Origin of the sequence: Ruficoccus amylovorans (assembly GCF_014230085.1) — a bacterium.
GTDB lineage: Bacteria > Verrucomicrobiota > Verrucomicrobiia > Opitutales > Cerasicoccaceae > Ruficoccus > Ruficoccus amylovorans.
In genome coordinates, this window is sequence record NZ_JACHVB010000014.1 from 258,347 (window position 1) to 273,713 (window position 15,367).

The 15,367-nt window shown below is 63.4% G+C and carries 11 protein-coding genes; 10 read left to right on the forward strand and 1 reads right to left on the reverse strand.

What is annotated here, in order from left to right; translation table 11 throughout:
- Positions 1–55 precede the first annotated feature (55 nt).
- The 10 genes from fbaA to H5P28_RS05570 all read left to right on the forward strand — a co-directional run bounded on the left by fbaA (position 56) and on the right by H5P28_RS05570 (position 14,290).
- Positions 56–1,087 carry a class II fructose-bisphosphate aldolase gene (gene fbaA / locus H5P28_RS05525; RefSeq protein ID WP_185674718.1) on the forward strand — a complete coding sequence of 344 codons (1,032 nt, stop codon included), beginning with the start codon at positions 56–58 and terminating at the stop codon, positions 1,085–1,087.
- A 350-nt stretch (positions 1,088–1,437) separates the two neighbouring features.
- Positions 1,438–2,304 carry a hypothetical protein gene (locus H5P28_RS05530; RefSeq protein ID WP_185674719.1) on the forward strand — a complete coding sequence of 289 codons (867 nt, stop codon included), beginning with the start codon at positions 1,438–1,440 and terminating at the stop codon, positions 2,302–2,304.
- A gap of 231 nt (positions 2,305–2,535) precedes the next feature.
- A complete protein-coding gene (gpmA, locus tag H5P28_RS05535; RefSeq protein WP_185674720.1) occupies positions 2,536–3,282 on the forward strand; it encodes a 2,3-diphosphoglycerate-dependent phosphoglycerate mutase in 747 nt (248 codons plus the stop codon).
- A 24-nt stretch (positions 3,283–3,306) separates the two neighbouring features.
- Positions 3,307–3,864 (forward strand): hypothetical protein, encoded by a 558-nt coding sequence (locus H5P28_RS05540; RefSeq protein ID WP_185674721.1) that lies wholly within the window; start codon positions 3,307–3,309, stop codon positions 3,862–3,864.
- Between the two features lie 41 nt (positions 3,865–3,905).
- Positions 3,906–6,323, forward strand: a complete 2,418-nt coding sequence (locus tag H5P28_RS05545; RefSeq protein ID WP_185674722.1) for a heavy metal translocating P-type ATPase — start codon at positions 3,906–3,908, stop codon at positions 6,321–6,323.
- Positions 6,324–6,654: 331 nt separating this feature from the next.
- On the forward strand, positions 6,655–7,221 hold the full coding sequence (locus tag H5P28_RS05550) for an ATP:cob(I)alamin adenosyltransferase (protein ID WP_185674723.1): 567 nt from the start codon (positions 6,655–6,657) through the stop codon (positions 7,219–7,221).
- A gap of 251 nt (positions 7,222–7,472) precedes the next feature.
- The gene (locus H5P28_RS05555) at positions 7,473–8,315 is read left to right on the forward strand and encodes a LysM peptidoglycan-binding domain-containing protein (protein ID WP_185674724.1); all 843 of its coding nucleotides are present in this window, start codon (positions 7,473–7,475) and stop codon (positions 8,313–8,315) included.
- A gap of 132 nt (positions 8,316–8,447) precedes the next feature.
- Positions 8,448–9,635 carry a DUF2851 family protein gene (locus H5P28_RS05560; RefSeq protein ID WP_185674725.1) on the forward strand — a complete coding sequence of 396 codons (1,188 nt, stop codon included), beginning with the start codon at positions 8,448–8,450 and terminating at the stop codon, positions 9,633–9,635.
- Positions 9,636–9,733: 98 nt separating this feature from the next.
- Entirely contained in the window at positions 9,734–12,967 is a 3,234-nt protein-coding gene (locus tag H5P28_RS05565; RefSeq protein ID WP_185674726.1) for an AsmA family protein, read from the forward strand.
- A gap of 21 nt (positions 12,968–12,988) precedes the next feature.
- Positions 12,989–14,290, forward strand: coding sequence for an anaerobic sulfatase maturase (locus H5P28_RS05570; protein ID WP_185674727.1), 1,302 nt, complete (start codon positions 12,989–12,991; stop codon positions 14,288–14,290).
- Between the two features lie 227 nt (positions 14,291–14,517).
- Here the strand turns inward: H5P28_RS05570 and H5P28_RS05575 are convergent, their stop codons facing one another.
- Complete coding sequence (locus tag H5P28_RS05575) at positions 14,518–15,360, reverse strand: mechanosensitive ion channel family protein (RefSeq protein ID WP_185674728.1); 843 nt, start codon at positions 15,358–15,360, stop codon at positions 14,518–14,520.
- Positions 15,361–15,367: the final 7 nt, after the last annotated feature.

Below are 15,367 nucleotides of genomic sequence, written 5' to 3' on the forward strand. Positions count from 1 at the left end.
TGCAGTATAAGCTGCCCTGCTTCAACACGCACAATACCTATTAACAAAAGCACACATGCCAGTTGCAACACCGAAGCAGTACGAAGCGATGATCGACGCCGCCCAGAAGGGCAACTACGCCTATCCGGCCGTCAACGTCACTTCGATCACGACCATCAATGCCGCGCTCAAAGCCTTTGCTGACAGCAAGTCGGACGGCATCATCCAGGTTTCCACCGGCGGCGGTCAGTTCGCCTCCGGCCTCGGCGTCAACGACGCGGCCTTCGGCGCCATCGTCCTGGCCGAAGCTACCCACATCCTGGCCGAAAAGTACGACGTGCTCGTCGCGCTGCACACCGACCACTGCCACCCGGAGAAGGTTGACGGCTTCCTCAAGCCGCTGCTCGAAGCCTCCCGCAAGCGCAAGGCCGAAGGCAAGGGCCCGCTCTTCCAGTCGCACATGTTCGATGGTTCCGTCGTTCCGTTGGACGAGAACCTGAAGATCTCCAAGGAGCTCCTGAAGGAGTGCGCCGAGCTGGACATCATCCTCGAAGTCGAAGCCGGCTGCGTCGGTGGTGAAGAAGACGGCCACGACACCTCGGGCCTGCCCTCCGAAAAGCTCTACACGACCCCCGAAGACATGGTCGAAGTTTACGAAGCCCTCAGCCCGATTGGCCGCTTCCTCTTCGCCGCCACCTTCGGCAATGTGCACGGCGCTTACAAGCCCGGCGCGGTCAAGCTCAAGCCGACCATCCTGCGCGACGGCCAGAAGGCGGTTATTGAAAAGCACGGCGAGAAGGCCAAGATGGACCTCGTCTTCCACGGCGGCTCCGGCTCCGAGCTGAGCGACATCCGCGAGACCCTCGAATACGGCGTGGTCAAGATGAACATCGACACCGACACGCAGTACGCCTTCACCCGCCCGATCGTTAACCACGTCTGCACCAACATCGAAGGCGTGCTCAAGATCGACGGCGAAGTCGGCAACAAGAAGACCTACGACCCGCGCAGCTACCTCAAGAAGGCCGAAAAGAGCATGTGTGCCCGCATGGCCCAGGCTTGCGAAGACCTCTGCTCGACCGGCAAGTCCATCTACGGCACCGTCTAAGGTTTAGCTCTTCAAAAACATTTCAAAGCCGGACTCCTGCGCGGGGTCCGGCTTTTTTTTTAAAACCACAGAGGACACAGAGAGCACAGAGGAAGAAGGTGGGGCCATGCTTTTTGCCTAACAAGAGTACTTTAAAAAGGGAAAAGAGACTGCCCGCGAAGCCACGCGAAGAGGCGCGAAGAAATATTGTTAAAAAAACTTCGCGTTCCTTCGCGTGGCTTCGCGGGAAATATTCCCCCTCTCTGCGCTCTCTGTGTCCTCTGTGGTTATATATCCCTCTTTCCCCCGAAGCGGCTCTCCGGTTTTTGGATTGCTCTGCGCGCCCGGCTGGGGCTTAGCTAGGGGTTCGCATGTTCAAGTACGTTCACCCGACGATTTTCTCCTTCGACGTGGAGTGGATTCCCGACCCGAAGGCCGCGCAAATGCTTTACGGTGTGGCCTACGATCCGCCGCACAACACCCACGACGCTTTCAGGAAAATCTGGGCCGAGTCCGGGGCCACCCCCGAGAACCCGCGCCCCTGGGTCAAGACCGCTCTGTGCCGCATCGTTTCCATCTGCGGGATTTTTCGCGAAGCCGGGGCCGCTGGCGGGGTTTCCCTCAAACTGGTCTCGATGCCCGCCGACACCTCCGACCCGGCCAAGTGTGCCGAGCCGCGTATTTTAGAGATGTTCCTCAAGGCTGTGGGCGGGAGCAAGCCGCAGCTCGTCGGGTTCAACTCGGTCAACGCCGACGTGCCGATCATCGTGCAGCGGGCCATCATTCACGGACTCGACAGCCACGGCTTCGCCAAGCGCCCGGAAAAGCCCTGGGAGGGGATCGACTACTTTTCCAACGCGGGGGACTTTCACGTGGACCTCGCTCACGGGCTGGCGCGAGGCGTCAACACGCCACGCCTGCACGAGATCGCCACGCTCAGCGGTATCCCCGGAAAAATCGACGCGGCGGGCGACCAGGTTTGGGATCTCTACCTGCGTGGCCATGTGGACCAGATCGTGGATTACAACGAGTGCGACGCCTTCACCACGCACCTGCTGTGGGCGCGGATGGCGCACTTCGCCGGGCTGCTGGACAAGAAGGCTTACGAGACCGAACAGCGGGCCGTCCGTGAACTGCTGGAGGAATGCGCCTCCCAGGGCAAGGACCACCTGCGCACCTACCTGCACAAGTGGGACGAACTGCAGGAAATGATGCGCGGACAGTACCCCAATTCTTGAGGGGGGGAAGAGACTCACACGGAGGCACAGAGGCACGGAGGTAAGATTTTGGTTAAATACGGGCCTGCCTCCTGCCCGTGAGGTTTGTGGACGCTTTGCCGGATTTTTTTTAAAAAAAAGCGGTCACGCCGAGGCGCGTTAGTCTCGTCCGGGCGAGGGGGAGGTTTTTAGTTTTGACTGCGGGGCGAAAATGGATGCCCTCTATAAGCTTTCATTTAGATAACACACGCTATGTATAAGATTGTACTTCTGCGCCACGGCGAAAGCCAATGGAACCTTGAAAACCGCTTCACCGGCTGGACCGACGTGGACCTGACCGAAAAGGGCGAAGCCCAGGCCCGCGAGGCCGGTCACGTGCTGGCCAAGGAAGGCTTCCGTTTCGACATCGCTTTCACCTCCCTGCAAACCCGCGCCAACCGCACGCTCAACCTCTGCCTGGAGTCGATGAACCTGAGCTTCATCCCCGTGCTCAAGAGCTGGCGGCTGAACGAGCGCCACTACGGCGCGCTGCAAGGGCTCGACAAGAGCGAAACCGCCGCCAAGTACGGCGACGAGCAGGTGCTGGTGTGGCGTCGCAGCTACGACATCCCGCCCCCCGCGCTGGAACTGACCGACGAGCGCTTCCCCGGCAACGACCCGCGCTACGCCGACCTGCCCAAGGACGACCTGCCCCAGACCGAGTGCCTGAAGGACTGCGTGGCCCGCTTCCTGCCGTACTGGGACATGGAAATCAAGCCCCGCGTGGCTGAAGGCAAGTCCGTCATCATCGCCGCCCACGGCAACTCCCTGCGCTCCCTTTACAAGCACCTGGCCAAGGTTTCCGACGAGGACATCATCGGCGTCAACATCCCCACCGGCATGCCGCTCGTGTTTGAATTGAACGAAAAGTTCGAGACCGAGAAGTTCTACTACCTGGGCGACCCGGAGGCCGTAAAAAAGGCCATGGAAGCTGTTGCCAACCAGGGCAAGGCCAAGTAGCGTGGTTCCGTTTTTATAAACGGAATGCCACCCCTTAACGACAAACCCGAGTCAGAACCCGTCGAGTCCCCGGCCGCGTCCGAATCCTCCCCGCCCAGCGAGGAGCAGGAGGAGCGGCTGGAGAATTTCTCCGAGGAGTTCGGACGCTTTTTCGCTCACGGCCACCCCGATCCGAGCAGTTGGATCGGGGTCGGTCTGGACGGAACGCTTGCCCACTGTGAGGGTGAGATTGACCCGGCCCATATCGGGCCGCCCGTGGCGGACATGGTGGCCCGCGTGCGGGATTGGACTGATCGCGGACATACGGTGAAGGTTTTCACCCCTCGCGCCGCTTCGGAGGAGGGGCGCGGCCAGGTCGAACAGTGGCTGCGCGAACACGAGCTGCCGGAGCTGGAAGTCACCTGCGAGAAAGACCTGCACATGTTGGAAGTCTGGGACAGCCGGACGGTGCAGGTCATTGCCAACAGTGGCCAGCCGGTCGGGCAGAGCCGCGTCGAGCAGCCTCGGCAAGTCCTTGCGGATGAGACTCTTTTGCAGGAAGAGGGGGATTCTCCCAAAGAATCCGATACCACCGCACAATAGGCTTTTCACCCGTGGCTGAGGAGGCCTAGTGTGGGCCTGTCATGGCCGAAAAGGAAGATTGCCCGTGCCCGGATTCCCGGGCGTCGTGTCCGGCTGGCGTGGGCCAGACGGTGCGCCAGTCGCCGGGGGTGGAGGGCGTGGACATCGACCACGAGTCTGGCCGCATTGACATCCTTTACGACCCGCAGCGAGCCACCCCGGCGGATGTCGAGCAGGCCGCCCGGCGCTTGAGCGGGCAGATCGGGGCCATCCCCGGCAAGTGCGTTTTCCGTCTGCACGGGCGCGGCTGCGAGGAGTGCGCCCGCCGCATCGGCATTGACCTGGAGCACCGTCCGGGCATCCGGCGGGCCAGCGCGTCATTTCTGGGCGGCGTGCTCAGTGTGAGTTTCGATCAGGGCGGGCACGACGAGGGCACGATTCTGGAGACGGCCCGCTCGGCGGGGGCGCAGGTCGAGCCGCTGGAGGAGGCGCTCCACAAGGAGGAGGCGGAAAAAGCCGAGTCGCGCAAATCCGTGGGCGCGTTCATCCGCTACTGGCTCAGTGGCAGCCGCCTGGAAATCGTTTTTACCGCGCTCACTCTGGCCGGCATGTGCGCCGGACTGGTCACCGAAAAGCTGGGGGCGTCCGGGGCGGTTTACAACACGCTGTATGTGCTGGCCTATGTTTTTGGCGGGTACTACGGGACGCTGGCCGGGCTGGAGTCGATCCGCCGCCGGGTGGTCGATGTGGACCTGCTCATGATCCTGGCCGCGCTCGGGGCGGCCTATGTGGGGGCGCCCTTCGAGGGGGCCATGCTGCTCTTTTTGTTTTCCTTTTCCGAGGTTCTGCAAAATTTCGCCATCGGCCGCACCCGCAACGCCATCAAGGCGCTGGCGCAGATGCGTCCGCAGTCGGCCCACGTGTTGCGCGGCGACCGCATTGTGGAAACGCCCATCGCCGAGATCGAGCTGGGGGCGCGACTGCTGATCCGCCCCGGAGACCGCATCCCGCTGGACGGACAGGTCGTGGCGGGCGAGAGCACGCTCGATCAGAGTTCCGTCACCGGCGAGTCGATGCCGGTGGCCAAGGCCGTGGGCGACGGCGTTTTTGCCGGAACCATGAACCAGAACGGCAGCCTCACGGTGCAGGTCACCAAGCTGGCCAAGGACTCGACCATTTCCAAGCTGATCAAAATGGTCGAGGAGGCGCAGTCCGAGAAGGCGAAGACCCAGCGCTTTCTCGAAAGCGCGGAGCAGTATTACGCGCTCGGGGTGATTGTGTTTACCGTGCTGCTGGGGGTGCTCCTGCCCACGGTTTTCAAGGTGCCGCTCGACGAGGCCCTGTATCGGGCGATCACTGTCATGGTGGTGGCCTCGCCCTGCGCGCTGGTCATCAGCACGCCCGCCTCCATCCTCTCCGCCATCGGCAACGGTGCCCGCCGGGGGATTCTGTTCAAGGGGGGGGCGCACCTGGAGCAGGCCGCCACGCTGCGCGTGATCACTTTTGACAAAACCGGCACGCTGACCGAGGGCAAGCCCCGTGTGAACGAGCTGATCGCCTTCGCGGAGACCCCGGAGGGCGACCTGCTGCGGCTGGCCGGGGCGGTCGAGGCCAAGTCCGAGCACCCGCTGGCGCAGGCCATTGTCGAGATGGCGCAAGGGCAGGGTGTTAGCTTTCCCGAGTGCCGGGGCTTCCGCGCTGTCACCGGCAAGGGCGCGCTGGCCGAAGTCGAGGGCCGGACGATTCTCGTGGGCAGCCCGAAGTGGATGCGCGAGTACCACTTTGAAAACGCGGACGAGATCGAGGCGCGGGTGGCGCAGATTCAGGACTCGGGCCGTACGAACGTCCTGGTGGGCGAACTGCACGAGCAGAGCAAGACGGTCAAGGTGCTGGGGTCGTTCGCCATCGCCGACCACCTGCGGGCGGAAGTCCCCGCCGTGGTCAAGCGCCTGCGCGAGCAGGGCATCCGCCGCGTGGTCATGCTGACCGGGGATGCCCGGCGGGTCGCCCGCGCCGTCTCCGCCGAGGCCGGGCTGGATGAGTATTATGCCGATCTTTTACCGGAGGAAAAAGTCCGCCTGATGAAGGAGCTTTCGCGCGGTGAACACGTCGGCATGGTCGGCGACGGCACCAACGACGCGCCCGCGCTGGCCTCGGCCACGGTGGGGATCGCAATGGGCGCGGCGGGCAGCGACGTGGCGCTGGAGAGCGCGGACATCGTGCTCATGGCCAACGACCTCAAACGCATCCCGTACCTGATCGCGCTCAGCCACGCGGCCCGCCGCGTCATGCTCCAGAACCTGATCTTCGCCGCCGGGGTGATCGTGGTCATGGTTCTGGCCACGCTTTTCCTGCCGCTGGTCGGGGTGGATGTACCGCTGCCGCTGGGCGTCTTCGCGCACGAGGGCGGCACCGTGCTGGTCTGCCTGAACGGCCTGCGCCTGCTCGCCTTCAACGACAAAAGCCTGGAGACGGATTGATCGGTTTTTCGGCCACCTTGGCTACGAAGTTTTTACCGGAAGCTCGGAAAGCGAGAAAGTTTAGGTCTCCGAACTGACTTTGCGCTCTTTCCGCTCTTCCTGTTAAATCCCTGTTAGAGCTAATCCCACTGCGATGTACTGAAAAGCTCTCGTTTTCGTTCCCACTCCGTGCCTTTGTGCCTCCGTGTGAGCCCTTTCTTTTCGGCCCGGCGTCGGCTTTCAGGGGAAAGAGTTGCGAAGCGGCCGGGACCCTGTATCTTGCGGAGAATTACCCGCAATTTCACCTCTACCGCGGGTCAACACCCATTCCCAACCCAAGCCTTTTTCCGATATGTCCCTGCCGAATATAGCCACCCGCCGCGGCGACAGCGGCACGACCGCCCTGTGGTCGGGCGAACGGGTTTCCAAGACCGATGCGCGCATCCGCACCACCGGCGAGATCGACCTCGTGCTGGCCATGCTGGGGCGCGGGCACCGCTACCTGCGGGCCGGGGACGCCTTTGCGCAGCAGCTCAGCACGGACTTCCTGCACCTGCAGCGGCGCTTCACCTACCTGATGGGCGAAGTCTCCACCGGCGAGGAGGGCAAGCAGAAGTACACCGAGCGCAAGGAGGCGATCACCCAGGCCGATGTCGAGTTCATCGAGGGCATTTACGAGCGCCTGCGCACCCACCTCGACGAGAGCGGTTACCAGTTTGACTTCAGTAGCTGGAAGGTCTCCGGTGAGACTGGCGAAGCCTCGGCGGAGTTCCACGTCATCCGGGCGGCCTTCCGCCGGGTCGAGTTGATGCTGTGGGCCTTGCACGAGCAGGGCTTCACTATCCGCGAGCCCCTGCTCAAGTGCTTTAACCGCTTTTCCGACGTGCTCTTTTACACCGCGGTCCTCTTGGAAGAGTAAGCGCAAACGCTCGGCGTTCGATCCGCAAACGCTCGGCGTTTGATCCGAATGAGGGGCTCCGCCCCTTCGGAGCCAGAAAGGCTCCTGCCCCGGTTGCCCGCGGGTTCGGTCGCTGCCTCCTTTTCGATGGAGGTACAGGCAGCGACGATACGCTTTCGGGTGAGCATGTTATTTGTGCAGGTTAAACGTCCGGCGTGCGGAAGTGGAAACAAAACTTGCCTTCGTTTCAGGCGCTGGCAGATAGTTGGGCGATGGGAAAAATCTGGTTTGCGCTGGCCCTGGTGCTCTTCTCTCTGTGCGGCTGTTCGGACAACAGCAGCCTGGAAGTCGTCCCTGAGCGCGACGAAAAGCACTTCAACCGCGGGATGATCAAGCTCAGCGAGCAGCGTTACGACGAGGCGCTGGGGGCCTTTCTGAAGGTGATCGAAAAGCGCCCCGAGGCCCCCGAGTCCCACCTGGAGGCGGGCCGCCTGTATCAGGACTACCTCGGCGACCCGATCGCGGCGATCTACCACTACCGCAAGTACCTGGAGTATCGCCCGGACAGCGACCAGTCGCCGCTCGTGCGCCAGATGATCGAGTCGGCGAAAAAGGACTTTGCGCGGCAACTGCCCGGCCAGCCTTACGACGACGAGATCGAGCGGCTCGACCTGCTGGAAATCATCGAGAGCGTGCGGGCCGAAAACCTCGACCTGAAACGCCAACTGGCCGCCGCCCGCGGGCGGGTCGGTCAACTGGAAGGCGCGCCCGTCTCGGCCCCGACTTTTTCCACCGCCGGCACCTCCTCGACGCGCACGCCTCCGGCGAGTACGTCTTCCCGCCCCGTCACGAACACCACGGCGGCAACCTCCACCTCCGCTCCGCGCCCGTCCACGGCGACAGCAAACACCCGCCCGTCAGCCTCGGCGGCCAGCCCGGCCCCCAGCGGGATGCGCCTGTACACGGTGGAGGCCGGGGACACGCTGTCGCGTATCAGCACGAAATTCTACGGCTCCTCGGCGCGCTGGCAGGACATTTTCAACGCCAACCGCGACACCCTGGCCAGCCCGCACTCGCTACGCCAGGGACAGCAGATCAAGATCCCGCCGGAGTAGGAGCGCTTACAATTGTTACCGGTGTGCCTTTTTGCCCTTTCCGGTCTTCCTGTTAAATTCCATATTCAAACAAGACTAGGATGACCTTTCCTGTAATTATTGTTGATACGGAATAGTTTTTATGCTGTCGTGATGAAAGAAAAAAAGGTCAGGGCAGTGGAAATTCAGGGCGAATACGGGGCGGTGACCGTGTCAGAGCGGGTGCTGCAAAAAATCTGGCAGCGCGGCGATTTCAGGCAGGAACGGCTGCGGACACTGGAGGGGCAGCGACTGGCCATTCGCCGGCGGGGGCGCTGGAACCACTACGAGGGGCCGGACTTTCGCGAGGCCGAGTTGATGCTCGACGGCGAAAAGCTGGAGGGCGATGTCGAGGTGCATTTTTACCCGCAGGACTGGTTCCTGCACGGGCATGACCGCGACCCCGGTTTCGACCGGGTGGCACTGCATGTGTGCCTGTTTCCTCCCTTGAACTCAAAACGTCCGGCAGTCACGAGCGGCGGGCACTGGCCGCCCACGCTTGTCCTGCTGGACCGCCTGGAGCAGGACCTGGAAAGCTACGCCTCGGAGGAGGCACTGCTGGCGCTGGAAAAGACCGAGCAACTGGCCGCATTGGAGGTCATGCTGGCGGCCCGGCCCGAAGACCGCCTGGCCGAACTGCGGGAGCGGGCGGGGCGGCGTTGGCGGCAGAAGGCGGCCTTTGCTCGCCAGCGACTGAGCCGGATGGAGTGGGACCAGGCCTGTCACCTGACCGCGCTGGAGGTGCTTGGCTACCGCCGTAACCGCGCTCCCATGACGGCGCTGGCAGGGCATTACCCGCCGGAGGAGATGCGGGGGCGCAGCGCGGAGGAGCTTTTTAGCCGGATGAAGGGCGAGTGGGCGTTGACGGGGCTGCGTCCGCCCAATCACCCGAAGCGCCGGCTGGCGCAATACCTGGAACTGCTGGACAAGCGCCCGGACTGGCCGCAACGGCTGATCGAGTGGGGGCTGGAAAAGCGCCTGCACTGCCGGGCCGGGGCAGAGACGGGAGTCGAGCGGCGGCGAGGCCTGAGTGCCGCCCGGCAGGTGTTGGCGGAGGATGTGCTGGCCGGGACGGTCGGCGGCAGCCGCTTTGACACGCTGGCGGTGGATGCCTTTCTGCCGTTGCTGGCGGTGAAAACCGGGGCGGAGCTGTTCGCGGCGTGGTTTCACTGGTGGGTGGGAGACATGCCCGACACGTTAAAGGACTTTCTCCGGCAGGCTGAGATCACCGGTCCCGGACGGCCCGCCGCCAACGGCTGGGCGCAGGGCGGCTGGCAACTGCTTTTGGAAAGCGGCTTGTAATCACGGCGTTTTCGGGAAATATTAGGGCGTACGGGCCGTGTCACTTGATTGCACGGATAATTTTGCTGCACAACCTTTCCTGAAAACCGTTATTGCCCATGAAACTGTTAAAATGGATCCTCATTCTTGTCGTCGTCTGCGTGCTTCTGGCCGTGGCTGGCATCCTCTTTGTCCTCAACAGCGCCGGTTTCCAGAAGTCCCTCGTGCAGGGGGTGTTGGACAAGCAGGTCTCGGTGCGCGAGTTTGAGTATTTCAAGGCCGGGTTCAGCCAGGTGACGATCCGCTCGCTGGCGGTGGAAAAAGACGGCACCCTCATCGGTCTGGAGGATCTGACCCTGAACTACTCGCTCTGGGATTACCTCTTTGGCAAGGAGGTTCGGGTCGATTCGCTGGCGGTGAAGGGTCTCGTGGTCAACATGCGCGGGCCATCCATCCCGATGGGGCCGGGGCCGGTCATCCCGCAGTTGAGCAGTCCGAGCGAAGTCTCACCCGGCACGGTGGCCGAGAAGACCGGTTCTAAAACCTCGTCCGGGAAAACCGAACTGCCCGAGGCACCCGATCTGGAGCCGTTCAAGGGGCTCTTTGCGCACGGGGTGTTGCCGTTCAAACTTTATGTGGGCGAGGTGGCGGTCAAGGCCCAGGTGCTGCTCCCCGGAGAGCGTGAGGTCAACGCCACGCTCAGCGGTGGCGGGATCGAGCCGGGGGCCGACGGCAAGGTTGAGTTCAAGGTGATTTTCGACGACGCCGCTCCCGAGGCGCAACTGCGCCAGGCCACGGTGGACGGACGGCTCACCCTGACCCAGAACGACGAGGCCGCCATCACCGCGATCGTGCTGGAGGTGGACGTGGCGGGTGAAAGCTCGGCGGTGGAAAACGCCCCCAAGCTCGCTTTTGTCGCCGACCTGGCGCAACAGCCGGACAAGACCGAGTCGTACCGGGTCACGATGGCCGAGACCTCGAACCCCGAGGCCAAGCTGGTTAGCCTCGACGCGACCTTCGACCCCTCGGGCAACAACCTCAAGGGCACGCTCAACCTGAACGCCGCCGACCCGCAGGTGGCGGCGCTGGTCCCGGCGGACATGCTTCCGGCCTTCGAGCTGGACGGCGAGCTCGACTTTGACGTGGTGACGACCAACGGCGACGGCCGGGTGCAGGGCAAGTTCCGGCTCGTGCTTGACCAGTTGGCCCGCCTCCGCGAGGAACTGGCCTCGCTGGGCCAGGTCACCCTGACCGCCAACCTCCAGGCCGAATGCGCCGATCGCCTGGTCACGCTGAAGACTCTGGATGCCGGGCTGGCCAGTGCCAATCAGGGGCAACTGCTGGTGCTGGAGACGCTGCGCGCCTTTTCCTTCAAGTGCGGCGAGGGCGCGGAAATGCCCGAGCTCACGGGCGACCTCGTGCGCCTGACCCTGAACGCGCTTCCCCTCCCGCTCATCGATCCGTGGCTGAAGGGCATCCAACTCAGCGGGCAGCCGGTTTCGGCGCAGGTGTTGGTCAGCGCGGAGGACGATGACACGTACCGGATCACCCTGCCGCAGGGGCTGACGCTGACGGACCTTTCCGTAGTCAAGGACGGCCAGCCCATGCTCGACGCGCTCACCCTTGCCGCGCAGCCCACGGTGGTCTATTCGCCAGACAAGGCCACGGTGGATGTGACCGCGCTCAAGCTCACCCAGCGCGGTGTGCCGCTGGCGAGCGGGACGGTGCAGATCGAGGCCGACCCCTCCGCCGACGAGCCCGAGATGGAGCTTAAGGCCCAACTCTCCGGCGACCTGGCGCAGTTGCTCAAGCAGCCCGCGCTAAGCGCGTACAATAACGTGGCGACGGGCACCTTCGAGGCGACGGCGACGCTGGACTACGAGGACGGCAAGGCCGACTTTGATGTGGCAGCGACCGTGGCCAACCTCCTCGTTCGCCAGCCGATGAAGCCGGTCGGGCAGATGATGGTTTCGGCCAAGGGCAGCTTTGAAAACTCCGGCAAGCTGGAGGTGAGCGCGCCCTTCGTCCTCCGGACTGCCGAGGGCAACACCGATCTCAAGCTCAAGGCCGAACTGGAGAAAAAGGCCGGGGTCCAGCATTTCGACGTGGACCTGACCGGGGACGAACTCGGCCTCGATGGCCTGCAACTGCTCGCCTCCGCCTTCAAGAATCCCGCCGCGCAGACGGCGGCCTCAACGGCGACTGCCGCGACCCCGGCAGCCCCGACGGGCACGACCGCCCAGCCCGCGACTGCGGCCTCGCAGTCCACCGCGACGGCTTCGGCCCAGCGCACATCCGGCAGCGCCGCGCAGGCGGACACGGTGCCGTTCTGGGACGGCTTTGCCGGGCAGGCCACGGCCAGGATCGACAAGATTTACGTCAAGCAGTACCAACTGACCGCCGCCACGCTCAAGCTCGTGCTGACCGCTGACCGGCTCACCGTCGATCCGCTTTCGGCCACCTTCGCGGGCGCGCCGCTCAAGTCCGATACGGTTATCGCCTTTACGCCGGGCGCGAGCCCCTACGACCTCAAGAGTAACCTGACCTTTTCGCAGTTCGATGTGGGCAAGTTTCTCGTGCAGGCGCAGCCGGGGGCGACACCGCCGCTGACGGGCATGTTCTCGGTCACGGGGACAGCCACCGGCACCGGCCCGACCATGAACGTCTTGACGCAAAACATTCAGGGTAAGTTCAACCTGGAGGGCAAGGACGGCACCCTGCGCATGCTCGCCGCCGCCGGCCAGGAGCAGACGGGCAACCTGCTCGGCTTCGGGTTGGGCGTGGCCTCGCTTTTCCAGAAAAATCAGCGCACGGGCGTGCAGACCGCGCAGCGGCTGATCCAGATACTCCAGCAGATTGATTACGAGCGCTTCTCCATCGTGGCCGAGCGCGGCGCGAACCTCGACATCGACCTGAGCGAGCTCGCCCTTGACGGCCCCGAGATCCGCCTCAACGGCACGGCCAAGGTCAAAAACCAGTCCGGCGTGCCCATCCCGCAACAGACGCTCAGCGGCGAGGTCAAGCTCTCCGCCGCCGGTGACGCGGCCCGCCTGTTCTCCGACCTGCGCATGCTCTCTTCCAGCCAGCCGGACGCGGACGGGTTTTACGACGCCTTTTCCTTCCCGCTCAAGGGCACACTGGCCAAGCCGGACTTCTCCGAACTGAACCAGAAGCTCCTCAGCGCCGCAGCCGCCACCGCCATGGGCAGCGACGAGGGCCGGATGAACGAAAACACCGGCACTCAACCCGACGGGACCACGACGGGCGAGGACTCCTCGCAACAGCAACAGAAACAGAAACAGGCGACGCCCGAGGACGCCGTCCGGGGACTGCTCCAGAACCTGCTCAAGTAAAACCGGAGGAATTCTGCGATCATGAGCAACAGCGCACCCGGGCAAGTGGAAACGTCGGCCCCCGTTTCCCGGGCCTCCTCGCCCTTCCACATCATGACCAAGCCGATGGGGCCGCTGTGCAACCTCGATTGCCAGTACTGCTTTTATCTGGAAAAGGAGGGACTGTTTCCGAGTAACGAGCGGTTCAAGATGAACCCGGAACTGCTCGAAACCTATATCCGCGACTACATCGCGGCCCAGCCCGGCCAGAGCGTGTCCTTCGCCTGGCAGGGGGGGGAGCCGACGCTGGCCGGGGTGGATTTTTTCCGCAAGGTGGTCGAACTCCAGCGCAAGTACGCCGCCGGGCGGCAGATCGAGAACGCCCTCCAGACCAATGGCACTCTGCTCAACGACGAGTGGTGCCGCTTCCTGGCCGGGGAGGGCTTTCTGGTCGGGATCAGTATCGACGGCCCCGAGCGGCTGCACGACGCCGGGCGCGTCGATAAGCGCGGCCAGTCCAGCTATCGCCAGGTGATCCGGGGGATCGAGCTGGCGCGTAAGCACAAGGTCGAGTTCAACACCCTGACCGTGGTCAGCAGCTCCAACGTGGGCGAACCGCTGGAGGTGTACAAATTCCTGCGCAACATCGGCTCGAACTACCTCCAGTTCATCCCGCTGGTGGAGCGCGCCGCCGACGAGGCTTCGGCCAAGCTCGGGCTTAGCCTGGGGCTGCCGCCGGACTTCGACAACCCGCCCGCCCCGCACCAGCCCATTGTGACGAAGTGGACCGTCGATTCGCGGGCCTGGGGGCAGTTTTTGTGCAAGATATTCGACCGCTGGGTCACGCGCGATGTCGGGCGCACCTTCGTGCAGCAGTTCGATGTGGCGCTGGGCAAGTGGCTCGGCATGCCGGGCGGAACCTGCGTTTTTTCCGAAACCTGCGGCAAGGCTTTCGCCCTCGAACACAACGGCGACCTCTACGCCTGCGACCACTACGTGTACCCCCGTTACAAGCTGGGCAACATCCTCAACCAGTCCATCGCCGAGCTGGCCGACAGTGCGGCGGCGCGCAAGTTCGGCAACGACAAGCGCGACAAGCTTACGCGCTACTGCCGGGAGTGCGAGGTGCGCTTCGCCTGCAACGGTGACTGCCCCAAGCACCGCTTCACCTTCACGCCGGAGGGGGAGTTCGGGCTTAGCCACCTGTGCGCGGGCTACAAGCTGTTTTTCCACCACATCGACCCGGCCATGAAACTGATGGCCGACCTCTACCGCAACCGTCGCCCGTCCTCGGACATCATGGCCATCCTCAAGCGTCAGCCCGGCCTCTTGAAAAAAGCCTGAGACGGGCGAGTGGGGGCGGGGGAAATCTTCGCCCTCGAAGTCACGCGAAGGGGCGCGAAGCTTTTTTAATTGTCCAGTGCGGCCACGCACCGCGGGTGCGGGCTGCGCAAGCCCGCAATTATTATTCCCTGGGAAAACACGAAAAAGGCGCTCCCGAAGCTGGGAGCGCCTTGTCGCAAAGAGCGTAAGAACCCGGCGGGTTTTTGACCCGCTGCCGGGGTGTCCCGTTAGCTGTTGGCCGGGGTGGTGACGTCGGCGGGCTTGGGATCGGCCTGATAGACGTGCACGTCGCGCTGCGGGAACGGAATCGAGATGCCTTCCTCGTCGAAGCGGAGCTTGATGGTCATTTGCAGGCGGAAGAAGGTCGGCCAGTAGTCCGAGCTGTTAACCCAGGGGCGCACGGCGAAGTTCACGCTGCTGTCGGCCATTTCGAGCACACCGACGGTGTAGGAGGGATCCTTGAGCACGCATTCGTCGTTGTTGAGGATGTCCTCCAGCACGGCTTTGACCTTGCGCAGGTCATCGTCGTAGCCACAGCCGACCACGAGGTCCATGCGGCGGGTGTCGTGAGAGGAGAAGTTCGTGATCGGCCCGCTGGTGATCTGGCCGTTGGGCACGACGATCTTCTTGTTGTCGGGCGTCTTGAACTGGGTCTCGAAAATGCTCAGGTCAACCACCGTGCCGCTGATTCCTGCGGCCTGGATGAAGTCACCGATGCGGAAGGGCTTGAAGACCAGAATCATGATCCCGGCGGCGAAGTTGCCCAGGGAGTCCTTCAGGGCGAAGCCAATGGCCACGGTACAGGCGCCGACAATGGCGACGGCCGAGGTCGTGTTGATGCCGACTTTCTCGAGCGCGGCGATGACGACGAGGGCCAGCAGAATGAAATAGAGCACATTTCCACCGAAGGAGACCACGGCGGCCTCGACCTTGCGGGCAGTCAGCACCTTGCGGAATATCTTGGTGATGAATTTGGCCAGGATGCGACCGACAATCAGGATGATGATGGCGTAGAGGGCCGGGAAGGCGTAGGTCTCCACCAAGTGAATGATAGTGTTGGTTTCTTCCATAGGTAAT